General features: G+C 46.4%; 16 protein-coding genes and 1 riboswitch. Of the genes, 8 read left to right on the top strand and 8 right to left on the bottom strand.

The genetic code is table 11. The features are described from left to right. The first annotated feature begins 419 nt into the window (after nt 1–419). Complete coding sequence (locus EH198_RS24935; RefSeq protein ID WP_221621564.1) at nt 420–548, top strand: DUF6254 family protein; 129 nt, start codon at nt 420–422, stop codon at nt 546–548. A gap of 723 nt (nt 549–1,271) precedes the next feature. Here the strand turns inward: EH198_RS24935 and EH198_RS23610 are convergent. Next, nucleotides 1,272–1,448 (bottom strand): polysaccharide deacetylase family protein, encoded by a 177-nt coding sequence (locus EH198_RS23610; protein ID WP_124697944.1) that lies wholly within the window; start codon nt 1,446–1,448, stop codon nt 1,272–1,274. Between the two features lie 317 nt (nt 1,449–1,765). On the opposite strand from EH198_RS23610, the gene EH198_RS23605 reads away from it, so the two are divergent. Beyond that, nucleotides 1,766–2,605 (top strand): class I SAM-dependent methyltransferase, encoded by an 840-nt coding sequence (locus EH198_RS23605; protein WP_124697943.1) that lies wholly within the window; start codon nt 1,766–1,768, stop codon nt 2,603–2,605. Between the two features lie 25 nt (nt 2,606–2,630). On the opposite strand, the gene EH198_RS23600 is transcribed toward EH198_RS23605, so the two are convergent. Beyond that, nucleotides 2,631–3,086, bottom strand: a complete 456-nt coding sequence (locus EH198_RS23600) for an AraC family transcriptional regulator (protein ID WP_124697942.1) — start codon at nt 3,084–3,086, stop codon at nt 2,631–2,633. 78 nt (nt 3,087–3,164) lie between these two features. On the opposite strand from EH198_RS23600, the gene EH198_RS23595 reads away from it, so the two are divergent. Next, nucleotides 3,165–3,689: an LURP-one-related family protein gene (locus EH198_RS23595; RefSeq protein WP_124697941.1), complete on the top strand. Its 525-nt coding sequence runs from the start codon at nt 3,165–3,167 to the stop codon at nt 3,687–3,689. A gap of 102 nt (nt 3,690–3,791) precedes the next feature. Here the strand turns inward: EH198_RS23595 and EH198_RS23590 are convergent, their stop codons facing one another. Then, nucleotides 3,792–4,979: a pyridoxal phosphate-dependent aminotransferase gene (locus EH198_RS23590; protein ID WP_124697940.1), complete on the bottom strand. Its 1,188-nt coding sequence runs from the start codon at nt 4,977–4,979 to the stop codon at nt 3,792–3,794. Nucleotides 4,980–5,008: 29 nt separating this feature from the next. Then, complete coding sequence (locus EH198_RS23585; protein WP_124697939.1) at nt 5,009–5,908, bottom strand: radical SAM protein; 900 nt, start codon at nt 5,906–5,908, stop codon at nt 5,009–5,011. 199 nt (nt 5,909–6,107) lie between these two features. Continuing rightward, a riboswitch (cyclic di-GMP riboswitch) is annotated at nt 6,108–6,200 on the top strand. 54 nt (nt 6,201–6,254) lie between these two features. Between EH198_RS23585 and EH198_RS23580 the strand changes: the two genes are divergently transcribed. Continuing rightward, nucleotides 6,255–8,138, top strand: a complete 1,884-nt coding sequence (locus EH198_RS23580) for a stalk domain-containing protein (RefSeq protein ID WP_148091532.1) — start codon at nt 6,255–6,257, stop codon at nt 8,136–8,138. A 119-nt stretch (nt 8,139–8,257) separates the two neighbouring features. Here the strand turns inward: EH198_RS23580 and EH198_RS23575 are convergent, their stop codons facing one another. Next, the gene (locus EH198_RS23575) at nt 8,258–10,075 is read right to left on the bottom strand and encodes a LysM peptidoglycan-binding domain-containing protein (RefSeq protein ID WP_246014514.1); all 1,818 of its coding nucleotides are present in this window, start codon (nt 10,073–10,075) and stop codon (nt 8,258–8,260) included. A 239-nt stretch (nt 10,076–10,314) separates the two neighbouring features. On the opposite strand from EH198_RS23575, the gene EH198_RS23570 reads away from it, so the two are divergent. Beyond that, nucleotides 10,315–11,469, top strand: a complete 1,155-nt coding sequence (locus tag EH198_RS23570) for an acyltransferase (RefSeq protein WP_124697936.1) — start codon at nt 10,315–10,317, stop codon at nt 11,467–11,469. A gap of 21 nt (nt 11,470–11,490) precedes the next feature. After that, a complete protein-coding gene (locus EH198_RS23565; RefSeq protein ID WP_124697935.1) occupies nt 11,491–11,937 on the top strand; it encodes a VOC family protein in 447 nt (148 codons plus the stop codon). A gap of 183 nt (nt 11,938–12,120) precedes the next feature. Here EH198_RS23565 and EH198_RS23560 read toward each other — a convergent pair whose 3' ends face one another. The 3 genes from EH198_RS23560 to EH198_RS23550 are packed head-to-tail and all read right to left on the bottom strand — an operon-like array spanning nt 12,121 to nt 15,712. Next, on the bottom strand, nt 12,121–13,260 hold the full coding sequence (locus EH198_RS23560) for a toxic anion resistance protein (protein ID WP_124697934.1): 1,140 nt from the start codon (nt 13,258–13,260) through the stop codon (nt 12,121–12,123). A 24-nt stretch (nt 13,261–13,284) separates the two neighbouring features. Continuing rightward, nucleotides 13,285–14,973, bottom strand: coding sequence for a vWA domain-containing protein (locus EH198_RS23555; RefSeq protein WP_124697933.1), 1,689 nt, complete (start codon nt 14,971–14,973; stop codon nt 13,285–13,287). Between the two features lie 13 nt (nt 14,974–14,986). Next, a complete protein-coding gene (locus EH198_RS23550; RefSeq protein ID WP_246014513.1) occupies nt 14,987–15,712 on the bottom strand; it encodes a hypothetical protein in 726 nt (241 codons plus the stop codon). Between the two features lie 223 nt (nt 15,713–15,935). On the opposite strand from EH198_RS23550, the gene EH198_RS23545 reads away from it, so the two are divergent. Together EH198_RS23545 and EH198_RS23540 are read left to right on the top strand one after the other, a co-directional pair. After that, entirely contained in the window at nt 15,936–16,778 is an 843-nt protein-coding gene (locus EH198_RS23545) for a helix-turn-helix transcriptional regulator (protein ID WP_185703036.1), read from the top strand. A 140-nt stretch (nt 16,779–16,918) separates the two neighbouring features. Continuing rightward, nucleotides 16,919–17,911 carry a quinone oxidoreductase family protein gene (locus tag EH198_RS23540; RefSeq protein WP_124697930.1) on the top strand — a complete coding sequence of 331 codons (993 nt, stop codon included), beginning with the start codon at nt 16,919–16,921 and terminating at the stop codon, nt 17,909–17,911. Nucleotides 17,912–18,108 lie beyond the last annotated feature (197 nt).

The raw sequence follows: 18,108 nt of genomic DNA, 5'->3' as shown, positions 1-18,108 counted from the left end.
TTTTCTTATTTGAAATCCAAAGTTCTGCTTTCACACACATACGAATAACGAGTTGAACCTCAGAATAGATAATTATTATCCAGATTGAACGCAAGGTGAGTCTACAAAAATAAAATGAATGATCCGAGAAGCCTGATGATGTACCCACAACAGAGTGTTTGGAATCGGGCGAACCTTCCTAGCTGGGACCCTCTTGGCGAAATGCTTGGACGGGGTAGACGGCATGGGGAGGAAAGGGGGCGAAAAGAAGGACAGTGATCACCCCAGCCATTCCAAAACCCCATGTCTTATACAAAGAAATAATTGTGAAAATCTATCCATTTCTGTTCACACGAATTAATTATATGAATGAACGGAGCCCAGGAACGACAACATAAGGAAGTAGTATACATCTCAGTTTCCAGAGGAGGATATCTTTTATGGCTCACCAGAAGAGAAGGAACGAAGCTACCTGGAAGTCACGAAAGCAAGAACAGCATCCCCATGGTAAAATCAAATCGCTCAAGGAATTGTCCAGCGAATATGAAGAGAAGCATACTACTTTATAAGGAAGAGAAAGAGTGTCGGAGAAATTTGCCGGCAGTCTTTCTTGTTTAAATCATCTCGTTACAGGAATGGAATTCCCGATACAACTAAAACTAAATATTATGTTGGGCTAATTTATGTCATCGTGATTAATGTGAGTTATTAATGTAAGAAAGCTTTGTTGTCATGATACGGCAGCGCAAGATATACTCTCTTCAGGTTCAGTGAATTGCTAACCGACATATACAGGAGGAATTGCACCAGAAGGGATTCAAGTGCAACGAGAATATTGAGTGACTCGTGGAGTATCTAACATCAAGTCGAGCAGCTAAGTTCCACATTCTCCGGGACATTACAGGGAAGGGAGTGATCCCGAACAGTTAGGTGGAAGAAAGCTGACCAATAATGCTCCAAGCAGCAGGAACTGAGGAAACTTTTGTCCATCAGAAAATAAATAGACTTTTACTTTACCGATGTAGAATGGATTCCAATTTAGAAGCGATTTTATATACGACCGGTCAGTATTAAGGGAATTCTTGAATGAAAGCAGCCATTGGCTGGCCTCCGGGGATTCGAACGCGCGATGTAGGGTTAAAAATCCCTGTTTTTTTACGGCGAACCCAGGCTTTTTCATACGGCAAACTCAAATCCAGCACGCTTAACCACCTGTAATACTTTCTGATTGAATTTACCAGAAGGATAGGCAAAAGCAATTATTGGGTGTCCCAATCCTTCTCCATCTTTTGTTAGCTCCCCAAACTTCGTCCACAAGTTGTAATGGTTTTTTTTGTTAATTCTACGTGACGCCGGGTATGCGCACCAATTTCAATGCATCCGGATTGTTCCATTTCTTTTATCTGATCCCAATTCAAGTGATTAGGAACACCGATAAAGTCACTGGTGGCAAATATCGTTGCTTTCATTTAAAGCGGCGTACTGGATGGATGGATGCCAATCGAATGATACATCAATATGGGAATTGAATCTGTGTTGACTCGAGGGATCATTTGAATGGGTTTACTTTTTGATGGAGATTGTTTTTCCTCAATTCGTGATTGGGGAAGAGGATCCGCTTTTCGTTCGCATCCGGTAATTAATATAATGAGCATCACAAAAATGATGCGCATAGTGTGCGGTTTAAACATAATACTCAACCTCCCGTGTAGTATCATGTTCATTTGAGAACGAAATAAACTGGGGATTTTATCAAGTTACTTAAGAACAAGGAGCTGCATAGAAAATGATAACCAAACTACTTCAAACGAGCGGAAAGCCGAGCATTTTTCAAGAGGGAACCTCTCAATTGTGGACGGACGATTATATATCCCGCCAACTGTTGGCGTCACATTTAGATCCGATGTCGGATGGGGCAAGCAGGAGACCCGAAGTCATCGATTCAACCGTTCATTGGATAGATCATTACTTATGCCGGCAAGATAATGCCAAAGAAATTCTTGATTTGGGATGCGGGCCTGGGCTATATGCACAGCGATTGGCTAAATTAGGGTATTCTGTAACGGACATTGATTTTTCAAAATTGTCTATTGAATATGCCAAGCGACAAGCAACCAGGGGGAAATTTGAGATTTCTTATTTAAACGAAAACTATATTTTGTATGACTATCCCAATCCATATGACATCATTTTAATGATTTACTGCGATTTTGGCGTTATAGACGAATTGAGCAGGGATACGTTACTTACGAAGATCTATGCAACTTTAAAACCTGGAGGGTCATTTGTTTTTGATGTATTCCGCCCGCAAAAGTACTTGGACCATAAAGAAACAAAAACATGGAGTATGGCAAACGGGGGGTTCTGGAGGCCTGGGCCCTATTTAAGTTTAGATTCAAGTTATTGGTATGAAGACTCAGGCGTCCAGTTAGATCAATATATCATTGTTGATGAAAGTAGCCGTTTTGAGGTATATAACATTTGGGATAAAACGTATACAAGGGATGAAATATCCTCCATCTTACTGAAATATGGATTTGTCGACCTGGAATTTTATAATAACTTCTCCGGCAATCTTTATACTGAAGATAACGATACGCTCTGTGTCTTGGCAAGAAAGAAGTGAAATATTTTTGCAGTTCCTCAAATGACTATAGCGGCTTTACAGGAACACATATTTCGCAAAAATGATTGTTAATCATGTCACCAGTGTATCTTTCCAAAATTGGCTTGTTGTCCATTTGATATCCGCTGTTTTGTAAAGCTGGAAACATTTCCGCCCATGCTTTTTGAATATCTTCCGCTGTATGTTTGACTTTGAAAACAACATATTTTCCCTCGGAAAGTTCGCCTTCGCAAATGGAATCATCCATTGAATAATCCTTTGAAATAACGATACATGCATCATATTTACAGTTCTCAGGAAGTGTTGTTTCAGGGTTGTCTTGTGGAATTCCGAGTATTATTGCCGATTCAGTAAGCAGATTTTTCTCTTCCGCCCATTTTTTTAACTTTTCCATGGCTTGAGTATTTGCAGGACCATATGGACCAACTTGCCGCACATAGGCGATGCGATACGTTGGAAGAGTCTCAACTTTAATATTCATGGTTTCTTCTTCCTTTCTCAAATCATATTCAATACATTTGGAATGCTATCATGATATAAAAATAGATTAATTCTTTTTTTGGAAAAATTACTCCCAGGAGGCAATGGTTCGAAGGAGCTTTATTTTAGAGATAATTTTTTTAATGCGGGTGTAACGGAAATTCTGAATGAACAGGGAGAAAGTATCGGTCAGATCGACTTGAAAAGCGCTTTTGGCTCGGCGATTGATGTGTATGGGCAGAACGGACAGCTGCTGTACAAGGGAAGGTTTCCGTTTTTTTCTGGAGAATGGGAGATTACGGACGGCGGCGGGGGACAGTTAGGCGTTTTGCGAAGCCGATTTGCATGGTTCACGAAGAAATTCACCTATGAAACCGATGGGCGAGGAAGCTACGATATCACATCCCCGGCATTTTCCAAGGAATATGAGGTGTCCGATGAATCGAAGATTGTGGCCGATTTCAAACAAGTGAACGGTTGGTTTGACTCAGGTGCTTATGTTTTGAACAATCAAAGCGATCATTTGGATACTTACGAGCTTGTGGCGGTGATTATGGGCATGCATGAAATTCAGAAAAACGCTGCGGCCAATAGTTCAACCTAATTGCATTTGAACAAAATAAAAGACCAGTGAAATTTACAATTTCTCCTGATCTTGAATAACGTTATTGAATGTCCGTCATCGCCAATGGTAACAGCAAATGCGTTAACGGTGATTAGTAACTCTTCTCTCGCTTACTTTTTTCACGAATTTCTCGATTCTATCGAATCCTTCATTAATATTCTCCACGGAGGTCGCATAGGACAGTCTCACGTAGCCTTCGCCCATAGCTCCGAAACAATCTCCAGGAGACAAAACGACATGCTGATCCTTTAGGAGCTCGATTGCAAATTCTTCTGAGGTTAGGCCCGTTTCTTTAATATTCATGAATACGTAAAATGCGCCTTTTGGCATTAAGCAGGACAATTTATCAATGCTATTGATTCGATCGACCATAATCCTTCTGCGTTCTTTATATTGCTCATTCATGTATGTAAGAGCGTCTTGGGGTCCCGTCAGGGCTTCGATCGCTGCATATTGTGCTGGAGTGTTCACGCAGGATAACATAAATTCCTGGATTTTTTGCATGTGGGAGATGACAGGCTCCGGACCTAGACAGAATCCAACTCTCCACCCGGTCATGGCATAGGATTTGGATACGGAATCTACGATTATGGTTCTTTCTTTCATGCCGGGAATCCGGGCGATATTGAAAAAAGCTTCATCATCATAGATAAGATGCTTGTACACCTCGTCAAAGATCACATATAAATCATGTTCAATGGCTATTCGCGCTATCATTTCTATCGTTTCACGATCCGCCACGGCACCCGTTGGATTGGATGGAGTGTTCAATAGGATGGCTTTAGATTTTGGGGTAAGCGCTTCTCTTAAACCTTTCTCCGTAAAGTTGAACCCTTCCTCTTCGTACACCGGAACCGTCACCGGAACGGCATGATTCATTTCGATCATTCCATAATAATTGGTATAACACGGATCACTTACGATGACTTCATCTCCGGGATTCGTAAGGACCAACAGGGATAGGTAAAGCCCCTGCATACCCCCAACTGTAATCATAATTTCATCAAGCGGATTGTAACTAACTTTATCAAAATTTTTAAAATGCGCGCTAACAGCTTCACGTAGAGGAAGAATACCGGAATTAGGCGTGTAATGAGTGTGGCCGTGATCCATAGCTTTTTTTGCAGCGTTAATAATATTTTGTGGAGTATCAAATTCAGGTTCGCCTATTACAAAACTAATCACATTGTCCAAACCTTGTGCCATATCGTACATTTTTCTGATTTTAGCCGGTTCAATATTTGTAATTTTTGACGATAATTCTTTCATTCATAATCTCCTTCCGCCACCCTTAAAACTTATCTAGGTATTGAAACCCTACCTTCCGCACCTTTTTTCAGGTGACCATCTAAATATTCGACCTGGATTGAGTCTAAGCCTTCTTTTAGTGCCGCAAGCATTTCATTTTTCTTGTCTGGGAGCATACCGTGAACGGGTATTACATTAGATGTATGAAGGCCGAAGAAATAGGTATGATCTAAGCTCAGTCCGCTTAACATTTCGATTTCCTCTTCAATATTTTGGCGCAAGGTATTTTCTATAAAAAGCCCTTCTTTTACTTCTTCATCAAGCGGGCTGCCCGGATCCACATGTAAAGTGGCAATAAAGATCAGCTTTGGTTTAACTTCATTTAGTAATTTGCTGTTTGCTATTGCATTTTCATGTGTTTTTTCGCTGCCGGCTCCCCCGATGATAATATTTACACTAAAGTCTATTCCAGCCTCGGTTAAACGCTTTAACTGTACTTTTGCTTCATCCACCGTAAATCCTTTATTAAAATGTTCCACGACCTCGGGCATACCGGATTCCAGCCCAATATTGAGGTCATTAATCTTTAAGGCTCTTAATTGTTTAAGCTCTTCATCTGTTTTATTTTTTATGTTATTAACGGAGGCGTACATCGCGATAGTCTCGACTTCAGGCAGGATTTCATTAATTTTAACAGCAATAGATTTAAGCCGATCTGCACTTAGAGCAAAAGGGTCGGCATTGACTAAAAATATACGGTTTACTCTAGGATACATTCGTCTCGCTTCCCGTAAATCTTGTTCAATTTGTTCCATCGTTTCGACATGAAAAGGAACATCGCTATACATGGTGCAGAAGCTGCACTCATTATGGCTGCATCCTACAGTGACTTGCAGTAATAGGGAGTTTGCTTCAAATGGCGGACGGTAAACGGGCCCAGTATATTTCATTTTCTCTTCTCCTTTGTACGTGGCGCTAATTTCTATAAGTTTACAATCATACGGCCGTTTGAGGTAGTACGTACTTTAAAGTGCGTATCTCAAGTAAATTGAAGGTGACAAACAAAATATTTAATTGGTAAATTTTAAATCTGGATTTATACTGAAAAAAAGAAGTGCAAAAGAACTATAAGAAATCACGAAACAAGTGATTGACCAAAGGCAAACTCGTTCGAAAGGCGGGGGCGCAAAGCCACGGGTCTTCCGTTATAGTAAGCTATAACCAGACAGCCGGGTTGCTCAGAGGCTTGTTTTTTTGCGTGTTCTTACAGCAGAAGAAAGGAATGGTTCAACGAAAATGAGACGAATCTTTTGGAGTGTGCTTGTGGTCTGGATGCTCGTTGCATTAACCGAAATGGAAACAAGGGGGATGGCTGCTAGCGCGGCAGCAGGGCTGAACTACACATGGAAAGACGAGGTGACGAAGTTCAAAGTCGGACCGGTTGATTTTCAAGATCTCAAGGATGCTGATATCGCTGGCCGCTACTTAACCTGGACTATAATTCAAGATCACTATGATTCGATTTACGTTTTAAATTTGGATAACGGAAAGACGGAAAGATTGACTACCGATAAGACCCACAAATATAACCCGGTTATAGCGGATACCATTCAAGGCCCAATGGTTCTTTGGATTCAGAGTAATGAACTCCATGGAAGTGATATATGGGGATACAATTTGAAAAGTAAGGAAAAAAAGAAACTGGTTGACGGCGGGTCATCCTCGCTAACGGGGCCCGTTGGAAATGGCAATTATTTGGCATGGGTTGATCATTACAAAGTCCAAGTTCTTAATTTGACAAGCGGAGAGTCGGAGGAGATCGAGGAAGGGAGTAATCCTCAGCTGGGTAAGGGCCGGCTTATCTATCTGTACCGATCCGATGAAATTAGAGCCTATGATTTGGGATCAAAGAGTGAAGATCATTTTTACGGAGCCAGCTTTCCGCATGATTATTCGTTCAATGGCAAATACATTTTGCTTAAGACCAAGCTCAGGGAAAATCAGGGTTATGTTGAGCTGAACGCAACCACTCCGTCTGAGAAGGGAATCGTCCTGCAAAAAGATTCTCCTTACAAATTGTCAAAAGTATTTACAGGGTTGTCCTATGGCCTTTGGGTTGAAAAAGAAGAGGAAGATAAAGCAAAGGTAACAGGTGTGGACCTCTTGCATAAGGAGTCCTTTTCGATACCGCTGGAAGCGACATACAATCATGTACTCGGACTCTCCGGCGATACGCTGATTTATTTAAATAAAGGCGGTTTTATCGTCAAAAGAACCATCATTCCTCCAAGTACCCGTGCAGACCGGAATTCAGAACCAATTCATGTCGTTATGGATGGGGTGGAGGTTCCCCTGCGTACGGCCCCAATTTCGCTTAATAATAGCACCTATGTCGAGTTTCGTTCCCTGTTCGAGCGGATGGGGTTCGGTATAAAGTGGGATAACAAAACGCGCCAGATCACGGGCACCAAGGGAAACTTGGTAATTAAACTGACTATTGGCAAGAAAGAAATGGTTGTTAATGGAAAAGTTATTAAAACCGATCATGCGCCAGTTACCCGGGGGGGTACAACCTATGTTCCTCTTAGACTTATTGGTGAAGCGGCTGACCGTAATATTAGCTGGAATGGAGCAAAGCAGACGGTGTATATCAGCCTGAAAGATACAAAGGATACCCTTTATAACGAAGACGGGACTATCCGGTATCATGGCGGGCTGGTAGGCGGTATCCGTGAGGGATATGGAACGCAATACAACGAAAACGGACGTGTTTTCTATGAAGGGGAATGGAAGAACGATAAAATGGATGGCGAAGGGAAAATGTACTATCTTTTCGCTGACGAACTGTTTTTCGAAGGAACGATGAGAGATGGAAAGCAGGCCGAGGGTATCGAATATTATCCCGGCGGAGGACTTCGGTACAAGGGTTCTTACAATGGAGCGCTGCACTGGGAGGGGCAAGAGGTTGTTCTGAATCTAAAGACACGCGAATATCTCATCGTAGAAATAAGTCAGGGACGACGAGAAGGAAAGGCAATCTGGTATTACGCCAATGATGAGGTTAAAATTGAGGGGGATTTTGCGGACGACCGGTTTATCAACGGCACACTCTATGATCCCGAGGGGAATATGCTGTATCAAGGCGGATTTGACGAATGGGGCAAACCTTTAAAGAATTAAATCATGAACAGCAGTCAAAATGAAGTTTTTTATCGGGACTGCTGCTCAACTTCATATTATCCCTCTGAGCCAACCCTTCAATCGGGTTGGCTCTTGTGGTATGTGATACATTTTTTTAATTAAAGAAACCGCAGTCCGTTCACCATCGCTTGAAGATGATCTTGATCCGCCCAGAGGATGAAGTACGGATACGTGCTGCCGTTAATGACAACAGGCTGCGGATATACGGCGATGAACGCGGATTGCCTCCGCAATTCAGGCGCTTGGTCCGAGGACGGAAAGATGTAGCAGGCCTCCTGGTTCTGCACTCGCGCAGGGACAATCCGCGGCGAAGAGCCGTACGGCATCAGCGGATGATACGCTTCGGAACGGCACAGCTCGGCGAACGGCAGATCGCTGGCTAGAGCCGAGACTTGGAAAAAACCGTCCGCGCCCTCGTGCCGGGTCTCGCTTACCGCTCGCCACGCGGCAGGGTAGGGGAAGCTGACGCGGTACTCAGCGCTGCGGAACTGTGTGTAGTTATCCGCCGGAACGGCTGCGTAGGACCATTGTACGGAGGTGATGGCTCCTATTCCGGAAACAACACGAATTGGTGCGGGATGGCGGATATCGACGATCCAGATCTCGCTGGAGAGCCCCGTTCCACGGCAGCCGGATAAGTAGGCGATGGCTTCGCTGTCCGGGGACCAGGTGACGGGAGTGGCAAAGCAATCGGAGACGGACAGAATTTGTTGGCCTCCGCCTTGCGGACTTTCGGTCCGGATAGCCGAGAAGTAGCCTCTGCCTTCGGCGAAATCGGTTGCGCTGTATGCGATGGCGGCACTGCCCAGAGCCCAGGCCGGATAATAATTTTTCGCCAGCGGTCCGCCCGTGAGCTCGGAAATGTTCCCTGTATTGACATCCGTCACGTAAATGATGGAAATGCTTGCGCCGGGAGAGGTGAAAAGGGCATACGACCCGTTTGGGGAGAGCTTTACATCGTTCTTAGGGCTGTTCGTATCGTACGTAATTTGGCGCTGGCCGGTTGCGTCGACACGAATCTCATAAAGCTGATCTGTGCCAGTGTTATCCGGAGCCGCATATAACAGCTTATCGCCGGAGGGAAACCACTGCACATGCTTGGCGCCGGCAACGGGCAGTGTTCTGCCGAAGAAGGTAGCCAGCTCATAGAGCACAATCCTGCCCTGCTTCGTATAAGCAATTTGCGCGCTGTCCGGGGACCAGGAGAGGGTGGTATAGGGCTCCAGTTGATCGATCTGCATCAAGATTCCCTGCAACACCTCCAGGACGAATAGAACCCCTTGCTTCCCTATAAAAGCAATCCGGCGATTGTCCGGCGACCAATAGGGCACGGAATGGACATCCGCCTGCTGATGTCCAACCGCTGTCGTTCGGCCGCTTCGCGGATCGTACAGCCAGAGATCGTAGGCGCCGCCAGCGTTCGCAACAAAGGCCAGCCGTCCGGCTCCGCCCGGAGGAGCGTAAGGAATGATTAGTCGCATTCCCACGCGGATCAAGTCGGAAGGCAACCCGTTCGCTTGGCGGATCAGATCCGGTCTCCGGACGCCGCCAGTTGTCACGTTGTATCTGCCGGCCAGCTCATATAAAGTATCTCCGGGCTGTACCACATAGTAAGGGACACCCGGCGGGATAATCAGCATTTGATCGATATAGATCGTGTATGGCGGACTCAGCCGATTGGCTTCGATAATAGCGGCCATAGGCACTCCGTACGCTTGCGCAAGGGAGTAGACGGAGTCACCGGGTTTCACCTGAACGGTTGTCACGCCGGACGGAACCGAAAGCTGCTGGCCGGGGTAGATAAAATAGGGAGACGGGAGGTTGTTCGCTGCGATGAGCACAGCGACAGGGATTTCCCACCTCTTGGCGATTGCCGACACGGATTCGCCGGGTCTTACGGTATAGAACGTCTGCACTGGGACGACCTCCTCCTTGAACCTCTTGATACCCAGTGTATTCAGCAGAGGAATGATGCAGAAGAAATTTGCTCCTGCTTTGCTCTTAACATACTGCTCCTTTTCCCGCATCCCTACATCGAGTTATTCAAAAGCATCTAAAAGGAGAATGCCGCAAAAAGGCGCCTTTGATAAAATGGAGGCAGCCGGCCTGCCGAAACGGTAGGTCGTAAATTTGCGGAAGCCGAGGTGAGGAACGGATGGCGACAGGAGCTTCTTTCAAGCCTGTTCAAACGGCCCATCTGGAAGGCATCTCCCAAATCAGGCCCAGGGAGCGATTCGTTTATTTGGATTTGATCAAGACGATGGCCATCTATCTGGTATGTTTTTACCACTTTAATGCTCTTCCTATCGATATTCTCTACCATCCTTCATTTTTTACCTATTTAAATTATGGAATCTTAGGCATGGCCAGTGCCGGAGTACCGCTGTTCTTCATGGTCAACGGGGCGCTGATGCTGAACCGGAGCTATAGTCTCCGAAAGCATGTATACAGAATCATCATGATCTGCATCCTGACGGTTGTTTGGGGCATTCTTACCCTGGCTGTGCTGATGCCGATTAAAGGCGACAGCTACACGGCGGTTCAGTTCGTCAAAGCTTTGATCGAATGGAAGCAGTACAGAATAAACCATCTGTGGTTTCTTCAGACGCTGGTCTGTCTATATATCCTGTTCCCCTTGATTAAAGAAATTTACGATAAAAAAGATAAAGGGCCGCTGTACTTTTTCTTCGGCGCGGCTTTTCTGCTCACTTTTGGGAACGTCTTCCTCAGCAATCTCGCCAATACGGCGGAATGGGTAATGAAGGTCAATTATTTAGAGAAGAATTATAACTTTTTCAATAATTTCAATGTGTTCAACGGCTTTTATGCCTTTTCAATCGTGTACTTACTCTTAGGCGGATGGCTGCAGGCCAAGCTGCAAAAGAACCGTTTCCGCAGGCCGGGCAACCCGGTGTTGATCGGGATCATACTGATCGCGCTGATCGCGCTGTTTGGATACGGGCTGATCATGAGTCAGTCGAATGGGGAAGTGTTCGATACGGTTTTTGACGGATACGATACCACGATGACCCTTATCTTTACCGCAGGTCTTTTTATCCTGTCCTCCCGCTACAAACAGAGCAAATCTCGGCTGTCGCAGGGAATTAAGATCATCGGCTCGAATACGCTGGGGATTTATTTCATTCATGTCATAGTCGGCTGGTTTACGCTGCCTTACTATAAGCTGCTGCCCTTTAGTACGAATTTGCTTGCCAACCTGATCTATGGAGCTGCTGTCCTGATCCTTTCCCTTGGGATCGTGCTGCTGCTGAAAAAGATTCCTGTCGTGAAGCTGTTATTCCGGCTATAATGAGAATGGGAGGCAAATCCAATGCAAAGCGAGAGTGCCCGGCGGAAAGAGGGTTTTGGACTTACGATTCAAGTTCGTTTAGTTTCGGATCTTGCAAAGTCACAGGCATATTACCGTGATGTTCTCGGATGTAAGGTTGATGGCTGGGGTCACGCCGAACGAGGCGGAATGATCGTTATCTTGCAGCAGGCAGCTTCTTCTGATGATGTCCGGCCAAATGCCGCTTCCAAGAAGCGTCCGGATTATCCCACCGAATGGGAAGGCCCCGATTACGGATGGGACACATTTATCCATGTGAATTGGAATGAACTAGAGCCTTTGGTCGAAGAGGTGCGCCTAAATGGCGGCAATATTGCTGTCGAGCCTTTTTTGGGCACACATGGCAATTTGGAATTCAAGAATGCATATATTAAAGACCCTGACGGATACACCCTGGTGCTGGGTGCGATGCGTGAAAGTTTACGGTAAAAATGTAACCGCTATATTTACTCTGTAATGGACGGTTTGGCAAGCTGCCAAAGACCAGAAATTACAAACAGCAAGCTTCCGGTGATTCGGAGGCTTGCTGTTTTGTTCGGGGCTTAAGCCCGTTGAGTACGCGGAGACCTCCCGTTAGACGGCAGCGCTGATGGTATTCAACTCGGACTTCTGCTAGAGGCCCAACTTCTGTCCCTTCTCCAAACGCTGGATCTGCTGTTCTCCGGTATCCGCCAGCTCTCTGAACTGATTAATGGTGTCACGCATTTTGGGGAGGGCCTCCTGCTTGTAAGTGCTGATGGAATCCAGAGCGGACAGCACGTCCGTGAAAGCCTGTTTTAAAGTGTCTACCGAAATACTCGTTTCCAGAGACTGCTTATGGATTGCCGCGCCTTGATCTTTCAACATTTTTGAGGTGCCGCTTATGAGATTGTTGGTGGTTTGGTTTAAAAGTTCAATCTTTTTCAAGACAATCTTTTGATTGTAGAGCGCGCTCGCCACGGTAACCGAGATTTTTAGGGCGGAGATGGTCACATTTCGGGCTCTGTCCACCCCGCGGATCAGCTCTTTGTTATTTCGGATGACCACTTCAATGGCCATGATGCCCTGTTGATTAACGACCTGCATCTGCTGCAGGTCCATCACGCGCTGGCGCAGCGGAAACAGCACCTCTTCTGTAATGAACCGGATTTTATCCTCCAACTCATTACGTGATTTTGCCGCTTCAATCTGAGACTCGATCTCTTCATCCATCAGCATGCCAAGCTGGATTTCCTTTTGCAGCTTTTTAGTAAGCTCCCGCAGCGCCTGCTGTTCAAACTCCAAAGTCGTATTATCATTTTTCAACACAGACTTGCCCTTATCCAAAGAGGTTATAATGTCCGAAATGACCGCATCCGCCTTCTGATACTTGGCAAAGTAGCTGCGCAGCGGGTTAAAGAACTTGCCCAGTAATCCGCTTTTGGCAAAATCCACTACACTCGGGTCTAAATCCTTCAACTGAAGCTGCAGCTCGGTTAACCCCTTGGCGACTTGGCCGCCTTCATCGCCCGTTCTGGACAGGTTCCCCACAGACACCTGCAAAAGAGCATTTTTCTCCGACGAGGACCGCATCGTATTCATACCGAATTGATCGATCGATTGCAAGATCTCTTTCCGCTTCTCCAGTGAATCGACATCCAGCTCCAGGATCGTGGAGACATTGTTTACCGCCAGCTCCTTTAGCTGGGCTACTTCCTCGGGCACAGGCTTAACCTGCTCTTCAATAGCCGACTTGATCTTCTCCGGATTGACGACTTCCATTGTAAATGACATGGCAATCCCTCCCTAAAAAAATAATCACATTTGCACGTTGAGCAAATTACCGATCTTATACACCACATCGTCCGTATCCGCGTTGATGCTTGCCGCCTCATTAATGCTTGAAATGCTTTGCAGCGCCTGGATGTTCGCATTATAGCCAATTGTGTATACCGGAATCTTGAAGGTTTCAATTAACCCCCTGATCTCATCGAGCGAATGCCCTTCATTCGTTTCTCCGTCGCTCAAGACAAAGATTACAGGTTTCACATCAGGGTTAACCTTCAGCTCATCCTGAAGCATTTTCATGGCCACCACAATACCGTCAAAAGTAGCTGTGCCGCCGCCGGCCTGAAGGCTGTTAACAGCTCCGACAAACTTCGATTGCTGATTCGCATCGTATTTCCCAATCGGAAGTTGGATTGAAACCTCACTGGAGTACGAAACTAAACCAATGCTGTTGTCTCTGCCGAGGTATTTTTGACCTTTTAACAACGACTCTTTTAACCGGTTGATAGGCTCGCCGTCCATACTTCCTGACACATCGGCCACAAATACCGCCGCGATCGGTTTATTTCCGTTCTTCTTTTCCTTCCACAGCTTCTGGGCGGAGGAGAGGAGGGTTCCGTCGACCGCTTTAAGCTCGGAATGGTAGTCCGGAAGACCCTTGAATCCTTTTTCCGCAGCTAATTTCTGATACTTTTCCTGTAAGGCGAACTCCGCAAACTTCTTAATAATATCCAGCTTATCTTGCGGCAGATTGCCCAAAGCGTACAGCGGACTGTCATGCCTTACGCCAAAAGGAGTAAACACATAGCCGCTCTTCAAATCCGGCGCATTGACATAGGTTTGGTACTCCAGGACAAAAGCGTCAAGCATTCCCGACTTGGCCGCATCACGCATTTGTAAAGTTGTGGACGCGGTAAAAGGGACATTGGCCTGGAATCGCTCGAACCCTTGAACTGCTTTTTCCCCAAGCAAATCCGTGCTGTCAAACGTCTGAAGGGCGGTCACCAGAAAGTTGAGGCCGGTGGAACTGGCGAACGGATCAGTGTACCCCATGGCCAGCTCGTTATTCGCAATAGCGTCTGTAACCGTCTTGATGTTTAAGGAGCCGTACTTGCCTACCAGCTCATCATATTTTTTCTTGGATGAGACAATACCGGCTACATTACCGGCAAGGCGCTTCGATACAAGCTGGGTTGGGACGCCTTGCGCTTTGACCATTTCGCCCCACAGCTCATTGGAAGGAGTGAAGGCATCCGGCACATACTTGCCCGACTTGATGTAATCCGCGGCAGTTCCCGAAGCAATATTTCGGATCTTGACCGAGACCGGCTTCCCATTCACCGTAATATTGGAATTGTTGAAATCTGCTGCTACTTCGTTCAACCACCCGTCTACGCCGGTTCCCGACTTCTCTGTGGAAGAGAAAATCTCTGCGAAGCTGTCCGTTGTGTTGTCCACCGAAACAGGGAACTTGGAGATATCGGGCAAGGAGTCGCCGACAGACGCGGGATCAAGGTCGATTTGACCTTTTGTTGGTTCCGCTGAAGTTACTGTAATGCTTTTGTACAGTTTATCCAGCTGCTTGGCGGAGCCTTCCGAGGTTACCTGTGTCTGGCTTTTGCCTAAATTGGAGGTTAAACTGATCCCGAAATACACAAGAGCAAAAACGGCCACTGCGATAACTCCCAACACCACAAACGCTTTACCCTTTCCAGACATGCTCATCTCCCTTTCATTGCTTATAGAACTTGGTCTGCTTGATCAATGCATCCATTTCCTGCATGCACGGCATATCCTCAATGTTTTGATAATCAGTGCTGTCCAATTGAGAGATTTCCAGCAGCAATTTGTCCAGCTTCAGCAGAATTTCTTCATTTGCGCCAAGGTATCCTGTTATCGAGGCTAAGTACTCATTGTGCAGAGCTGTTTTTTCTTGAACCAGTTTATTGGAAAACTGCCGGGGATTCTGCTCGCTGGTGAAAGCGGAGAGACCGGAAGCATCGAATACACTAAGCTTGTTCAGGATTCCTTTGATATTAAGGTGAAAAAGCTGTTCAACCGCATCAATGACGGAATGGAACTTCTTGTAGCTTAGCTCCGCTTGATCAAATTTTTGGCCAAGGACATCTGATAAGGTGGTTTTCTTCTTCTCCAGCCGGTCCAGCTGATCCAGGGCGTGAGCAATATCCTTCTTGAGCCCTTTTGCATTTCTGTAATGGCTAAGCGCGGCGATATAATCCTCATGCGTTTTCATGTTTTTTACAGGAGCCAGTACAGGAGGTTTAAACAGCAAAGCATAACTCCCGTACAGCAGCACAAGAAGACTAATAACCAGTAAGGTTACGCCTGATGCTGTCTCAAGAGCACTTTCACCTCCGATTTCAACCCCCAATAAACCCGGCGACAGAATTACAATATCCAGGATTCCAACTCCGGCAATAAGCCCCAGCAGCTTCATAAGTCTTGAGCCGTTCAAAAGACGCACCTCCTTTATCTAGGATAACTCACTTCCAATATTTAGGGCTATGATTTCAATTAAAGATATACCTTTGAATACGCCCGTTACTTTAAGTAGATGCATAATTTTCCTGTTGCCTAGAGCGTGTGATAAAGGAAGTTGGATTTTTTCGGCGGGAATGGTGGTTATGTTATTCTAAGATTAGGGGGGATGTGCCGTGTCAATGGAAGTACGGAAGCTTAAAGCGCTAGGCCAGTTTCTGAGATCGCGCCGGGAGCGGATACAGCCTGCCATGGTTGGTATCAGCGGGAAGTATGGCCGCAGAAGAACTCCGGGTCTTCGCCGGGAAGAAGTTGCCGAGTTAGCTGAAGTGAGCACGACCTGGTATACGTGGTTGGAGCAGGGCCGGGAAGTTCGTGTATCTAAAGATGTTATCGAAAGAATAGGAAGAGCGCTGCTGCTATCACCGGAAGAGCACCTGCACCTCCAACGACTGGCGAATTATGATCGGATGGCTGACCCCAGCGCGTCACCAATTAATGGAATAGACACGGGGCTGAGGCAAATTGTCGAACAGATTCGTTATCCTGCCATTATCGCCACCTTCCGGACGGATGTACTGGTTTGGAACCGGATGGCATCCATATTTTTGACGGATTTCGATTCGCTTCCCAAGGAAGAATGCAATATGACGCGTCTTGTATTCGCCGATTCTTCTTTACGCCAGAACATAGCCAACTGGGACGAGTTTGCCAGATACGGCTTGGCGATCTTCCGCTCTTATTACGATCAGCATCCGGACGATCCTTTGCTCGAGGAATACGTGAAAGGACTATGTAACGACAGCGAATCTTTCGCCAAGTTATGGCAGCTGCACGATGTGCAGGATAAAAAGGCCGTCCGATTTGAATTAAACCATCCCGAGGCCGGACCGTTAATCTTTACACTGAATTCATTCAGTCACATCAACGGCAATCCCGATTTGCACCTCTGTGTCTACACCCCCGAAGAGGGTACGTTCACCGAACAGCGTATGTTGGAATTTGCAGGACAATCAATCATTTAACTACCCGTCGAACCGTTATTGCCGCAGCGTCTTTTTTCGTTAACCTATCAAATGTTATACCCGTTTAAATAAACACTGTCTGCCTCCCTGCACGCGAATTATGATAGATTCAACCGTAGAATTGAGGGAGGTAATAGGAAATGAAAGCGATGGTGATTGACGGATTTGGCGGAGTAGAACACTTACGGCTCATGGAATTGCCCGATCTCAGGCCGGCTCCCGGGAATCTCACGATTGATGTGGCTTACGCCGGCGTCGGATTCGCGGACGTAATGTTGCGCCGCGGAGAATTTGGTTCTTCATTCTCAATGCCGCTTGTCCCCGGCTTGGAAGTGTCCGGATATGTTCGAGCGATTGGGAAAGGAGTAGAAGGCTTTTATATCGGTCAGCCTGTTGCATCCATGACGCTGCTGAATCTTGGGGGCTACGCGACAATGGCGAATGTAAGAGCTTCGCTGACCGTACCGCTTGATACACTCGGTTCGGACCTTGATCTAGCTGCAGCAGCAGCATCCATCGTTAATTTGACGACTGCCTACATGGCCATAAAAGACGTGAACCGGATGCAGGCGGGGAGTAATGTGTTGGTTCACGCCGCTGCCGGAGGGCTCGGAAGCTTTCTTGGTCAAGTAGCGAAACGGATGGGAGCAAAGCATGTGATGGGTACGGTCGGCAGTACCGAGAAATTGAAACTCGCCGAATCTCTTGGTTATGACGAACTCTTTATCCGGGATGAGTTTGTTGAACGTGTCCTTCACGCGACAGGGGGAGCGGGTGTTCATGCCGTCTTCGATCCTGTGGGAGGAGAAACGCGCTCCCGCAGTCTCCATGTACTCAGCCAACTCGGACAATTGGTCGTTGTGGGAAATGCGGGCGGTGAACCGGACGTGCTTCAATCAACCAACAGTTTATGGCTCAACAATCAAGCGATCGCCGGTTTTTCGCTCGGCGGGTACAGCGAGATCGCCCCGGATAGGGTAGGAGCGGCCGCGAAGGAAGCGCTCGGTATACTGGCGCGCGGAGAAATTCACTCTGAGGTGTCAGGTGTCTATCCATTGAAAAAGGCCGCAGAGACGCATCTCCTTTTAGAGAAGAAGAACACTATAGGAAAGATCGTTTTGAAGATTCAATAATAAAATAAAAGCTGCAAGGGAACGAAAAATACAAACAGCAAGCTTCCGGTCATTCGGAGGCTTGCTGTTTTTTTAGTACGCCCAGCATGGGCGTCATCTCTAGGGTGAAAGTCCCGAACGGGGGCTGGCGAGCGCCTACCGTTAGCCAAGGGCAAGGGTGTCCACCGTGAGGTGGAATCTGAAGGAAGCCGGAGGCA

The sequence above is a fragment of the Paenibacillus rhizophilus genome (assembly GCF_003854965.1).
GTDB classification, from domain to species: Bacteria; Bacillota; Bacilli; order Paenibacillales; family Paenibacillaceae; genus Paenibacillus_AQ; species Paenibacillus_AQ rhizophilus.
The sequence above is the reverse complement of the archived record's forward strand: the minus strand, read 5'-3'. Positions and strand labels throughout refer to the sequence as shown.

Excerpts from the sequence above, each read along its gene's own strand:
- EH198_RS24935 (WP_221621564.1), top strand. The coding sequence starts at position 420 with ATGGCTCACCAGAAGAGAAGGAACGAAGCTACCTGGAAGTCACGAAAG.
- EH198_RS23610 (WP_124697944.1), bottom strand. The coding sequence starts at position 1,448 with ATGAAAGCAACGATATTTGCCACCAGTGACTTTATCGGTGTTCCTAAT.
- EH198_RS23605 (WP_124697943.1), top strand. The coding sequence starts at position 1,766 with ATGATAACCAAACTACTTCAAACGAGCGGAAAGCCGAGCATTTTTCAA.
- EH198_RS23600 (WP_124697942.1), bottom strand. The coding sequence starts at position 3,086 with ATGAATATTAAAGTTGAGACTCTTCCAACGTATCGCATCGCCTATGTG.
- EH198_RS23590 (WP_124697940.1), bottom strand. The coding sequence starts at position 4,979 with ATGAAAGAATTATCGTCAAAAATTACAAATATTGAACCGGCTAAAATC.
- EH198_RS23585 (WP_124697939.1), bottom strand. The coding sequence starts at position 5,908 with ATGAAATATACTGGGCCCGTTTACCGTCCGCCATTTGAAGCAAACTCC.
- EH198_RS23580 (WP_148091532.1), top strand. The coding sequence starts at position 6,255 with ATGAGACGAATCTTTTGGAGTGTGCTTGTGGTCTGGATGCTCGTTGCA.
- EH198_RS23570 (WP_124697936.1), top strand. The coding sequence starts at position 10,315 with ATGGCGACAGGAGCTTCTTTCAAGCCTGTTCAAACGGCCCATCTGGAA.
- EH198_RS23565 (WP_124697935.1), top strand. The coding sequence starts at position 11,491 with ATGCAAAGCGAGAGTGCCCGGCGGAAAGAGGGTTTTGGACTTACGATT.
- EH198_RS23560 (WP_124697934.1), bottom strand. The coding sequence starts at position 13,260 with ATGTCATTTACAATGGAAGTCGTCAATCCGGAGAAGATCAAGTCGGCT.
- EH198_RS23555 (WP_124697933.1), bottom strand. The coding sequence starts at position 14,973 with ATGTCTGGAAAGGGTAAAGCGTTTGTGGTGTTGGGAGTTATCGCAGTG.
- EH198_RS23550 (WP_246014513.1), bottom strand. The coding sequence starts at position 15,712 with ATGAAGCTGCTGGGGCTTATTGCCGGAGTTGGAATCCTGGATATTGTA.
- EH198_RS23545 (WP_185703036.1), top strand. The coding sequence starts at position 15,936 with ATGGAAGTACGGAAGCTTAAAGCGCTAGGCCAGTTTCTGAGATCGCGC.
- EH198_RS23540 (WP_124697930.1), top strand. The coding sequence starts at position 16,919 with ATGAAAGCGATGGTGATTGACGGATTTGGCGGAGTAGAACACTTACGG.